The 3,630-nt window shown below is 66.7% G+C and carries 2 protein-coding genes and 1 pseudogene; 1 reads left to right on the top strand and 2 read right to left on the bottom strand.

The features are described from left to right. Positions 1 to 159, top strand: a pseudogene (locus tag JHD07_RS39700) (TetR family transcriptional regulator); the annotation flags it as partial. A 17-nt stretch (positions 160 to 176) separates the two neighbouring features. Here the strand turns inward: JHD07_RS39700 and JHD07_RS04000 are convergent. Together JHD07_RS04000 and putA are read right to left on the bottom strand one after the other, a co-directional pair. Next, complete coding sequence (locus tag JHD07_RS04000) at positions 177 to 1,382, bottom strand: CoA transferase (protein WP_291619216.1); 1,206 nt, start codon at positions 1,380 to 1,382, stop codon at positions 177 to 179. A gap of 115 nt (positions 1,383 to 1,497) precedes the next feature. Continuing rightward, positions 1,498 to 3,630: bifunctional proline dehydrogenase/L-glutamate gamma-semialdehyde dehydrogenase PutA (putA, locus tag JHD07_RS03995; RefSeq protein WP_291619214.1), on the bottom strand; the 2,133-nt coding region annotated here is incomplete at its 5' end.

Below are 3,630 nucleotides of genomic sequence, written 5' to 3'. Positions count from 1 at the left end.
GCCGCGAAGTCACCAAGCCCACGCCGCCACGCCGAGTTGTTCGTCTCGGCGTTGATCGGCTTGCTGTTTCGTCAACTCGCCGCGCCCAGAGCCGGCTTCCGCCGTGAGGCGAAGGCGGAGCTGTTGGAACTGGTGGGCGGTTTGATCGCGCGGAAGTAACGCCGCGCGCGCCGGCATCACCCCACCGCCCCCTTCGACCGCAGCTGCTTGATCGCCGCCTCGTCGTATCCCGCCCCGCGCAAAATCTCGTCACTATGCTCGCCTACCGCGGGCGGCTTGCGCGGCTGCACCTTCTTGGCACCGTCGATCCAGATCGGGCTGTTGATGGTGAGCATGGTGTCGTTCTCGAACGGCACCAGCACCTCGTTGTCGAGCATCTGCTTGTCGTTCGGGATGTCGTCGAGGATGGCGACGACGCCGAACACGAGGCCGTTGCCGTCGAGGATTTTTCGCCATTCGGCGAGATCCTTCGTGGCGAAGGTTTCGTCCAGGATCTTGATCAACTCGACCGAGCGGGCGTGACGGGCGGCCTTGGTGACGAAGCGGGGGTCGTTGATCAGGTCCTCGCGGCCCAGGCATTTGGCCAGCGTCGGAAATTGCTTCTCCTCGTTCAGCAGCGACAGGATCAGCCAGCGGCCGTCCTTGCACTGATAATGGTTGGCCACCGCGTTCAGCGCGCGCTCGCGCGGCCGCCGCTCGCCGAATTTGGCGTCGCAGAGCTTGGCCTGCGCCAGCACGCTTGCCGCCCACACCCCGTTCGCCATCAGATTGGAAGCGACATGCGAGCCCTTGCCGGTCTTCTCGCGCTGATACAGCGCGGTGACGATGGCGCCGTAGAACGCCATGGCGCAGGGATGGTCGCCCATGCCGGCGACCGAGCGGGCCGGTGTGGTATCGGTGTCGGCGCGGACGAGGTCCATCAGGCCGGAGCGCGCCCAATAGGCGTTGCTGTCGAAGCCGGGCTTGTTGGCTTCCTCGCCCTTCTCGCCGTAGCCGGTGAAGGAGGCGTAGATCAGCCGGTCGTTGAGATGGACGAGGTGGTCATAGGTGATGCCGAGCTTGGCGCGCACCGGCGGCGGCATGTTGGTGATGAAGACGTCGGCCTCCGCCACCAGCTTGTACAGCACCGCCTGCGCCTCGGGCTTGGCGAGGTCAAGCGCGATGCTCTTCTTGTTGCGCGCCTCGAGCAGCCAGGCGAAATTGTGCTCGCCGGTCGGGTATCCCGGCAAATTGGGCAGGTTGCGGTAGGGATCCCCAGTGCCGGGCGGCTCGATCTTGATGACGTCTGCGCCGAAATCCGACAGCACGGTCGCCGCCGCCGGTGCTGCGATGAAACTGGCGCAGTCCAGAACCTTCAGCCCCGCAAAAATGCCCTTGTCCATCGCAGCGTCGCTCCCTCGCTTCAGTCGTTTCCCGCGCGCTGGAATTGGCGCGGGCCGGTCATGGAAGCATTAGATCGATGTTTTGCCGGGATGCAACGGCGCCTGACGCAGGGCCTCACTCCTCCCCCGCAAGCAACGCGGCATTGCCGCCGGCAGCCGCGGTGTTGATCGTCACCGTCTGCTCGGTGGCGAAGCGCGCGAGATAGTGCGGGCCGCCGGCCTTGGGGCCGGTTCCGGACAGGCCGCTGCCGCCGAACGGCTGCACGCCGACCACGGCGCCGATCATGTTGCGGTTGACGTAGATGTTGCCGACCTGGACGCGGTCGATGATGGCCTCGATGGTGTCGTCGATGCGGGAATGGATGCCGAGGGTGAGCCCATAACCGCTGCGCGCGATCGATTCCAGCACATGCGCAAGGTTCTCGGCGCGATAACGCACGACATGCAGGATCGGGCCAAAGACCTCCTCGGTGAGCTGGCTCGCGTCCTTCAGCTCGAAGATGTGCGGCGCGACGAAGCAGCCGTCCGGCGCCTGGCCCGCAAGGTGCAGCCGCGCCTCGCGCTTCATCAGCGCGACGTGCGCGTCGAGGCGCTGCTTAGCCTCCTCGTCGATCACCGGTCCAACATGGGTTGCGACGTCAGAGGGATCGCCGATCCTGAGCTCGCGCGCCGCGCCCGCGATCATCTCGATCATGCGGTCGGCGACGTCCTCCTGCACGAACAACAGCCGCAATGCGGAGCAGCGCTGGCCGGCGGATCGGAACGCGGAGGTCACGACATCGTCGGCGACTTGCTCGGGCAGCGCGGTCGCATCGGCGATCATCGCGTTGATGCCGCCGGTCTCGGCAATAAGCGGCACGATCGGCCCGTCCTTGGCGGCGAGCGTGCGGTTGATCAAGCGCGCCACCTCGGTCGAGCCGGTGAAGACCACGCCGGCAACATCGGGATGCGCGGTCAGCACTGCACCGATCCTGCCGTCGCCGGGGACGAGATGCAGCGCGCTTGTGGGGATGCCGGCCTCGTGCAGCAGCGAAACGGCCTCGCGCGCGATGCGCGGGGTCTGCTCGGCAGGCTTTGCGACCACGCTGTTGCCGGCCATCAGTGCGGCCGTGACCTGGCCGAGTAAGATCGCGAGCGGAAAATTCCACGGCGAGATCGCGACGAAAACGCCTCGGCCGCGCAGGGCGAGCGCGTTGCTCTCGCCGGTCGGCCCCGGCATCGCGACCTCGACACCGAACAGCTTGCGGCCCTGCGCGGCGTAGTATCGGCAGAAGTCCGTGGCCTCGCGCAGTTCCGAGAGCGCGTCATCGAGCGTCTTGCCGCCCTCGGCTTGCAGCAGCGCGATGAAATGCGCACTGCGACTCTCCAGCAGATGCGCGGCCTGCTCCAGCGCCGCCGCGCGCGTGCCTGCAGGCGTGCGGCTCCAGGCCGCAAAGCCGGCGCGCGCAACCGTCACCGCGGCGTTGGCCTGATCCGGTGTTGCATCCGTGACAGGCTTGAGCTCGGCCGCCGCGGCCTTCACGTCCGTCACGAGCTGTGCGAGTGCGGCGCGCTCACCGAATTCGACGCCGCGCGAGTTGCCTCGCTCCGGGGCGAACAGATCTGCCGGCAACGGAATCTTGGCATGAGCTGCGTGTTGCGGCCGGCCAATGGCATCCGCCGGGCGCTGCAGCAGCGCCGTAACCGGAACGCGATAATCGGCTGCCTGCGCCACGAAGGAGGAGTTGGCGCCGTTCTCCAGCAGTCGCCGCACCAGATAGGCGAGCAGGTCGCGATGGCTGCCGACAGGCGCATAGGTGCGGTAGGCGATCTCAGGATGATCTTTCGCCAACTGCTCGTACAGCGCCTCGCCCATGCCATGCAGGCGCTGGAACTCGAAGCCGCCGTCATCAGCTGCGAGCTCCAGCACGGTCGCGACCGTCAGCGCGTTGTGGGTGGCGAATTGCGGGAAGATGCGCGGCCGCAGGGCGAGAAGCTTCGTCGCGCAGGTAACGTAGTTCAGGTCGGTCATCGCCTTGCGCGTAAATACGGGATAGCCGTCGAGTCCGCGCTCCTGGGCGCGCTTGATCTCAGTGTCCCAATAGGCGCCCTTGACGAGGCGCACCATCAGCTTGCGGTCATGCGCGCGGGCGAGTTCATCGACATAGTCGATCACCGCGGCGGCGCGCTTCTGATAGGCCTGGATCGCGAGGCCAAATCCGTCCCAGCCGGCAAGCGAGGGATCGGCGAGCGTCGCAGCGATCACGTC

The sequence above is a fragment of the Bradyrhizobium sp. genome, from assembly GCF_016462955.1.
GTDB lineage: Bacteria > Pseudomonadota > Alphaproteobacteria > Rhizobiales > Xanthobacteraceae > Bradyrhizobium.
Note: the sequence above shows the minus strand (reverse complement) of the source record. Positions and strands in the feature narration are given on the sequence as shown.

What these genes read in the sequence shown, in the direction of transcription:
- JHD07_RS04000 (WP_291619216.1), bottom strand. Translation starts at nt 1,382, where the DNA reads ATGGACAAGGGCATTTTTGCGGGGCTGAAGGTTCTGGACTGCGCCAGT.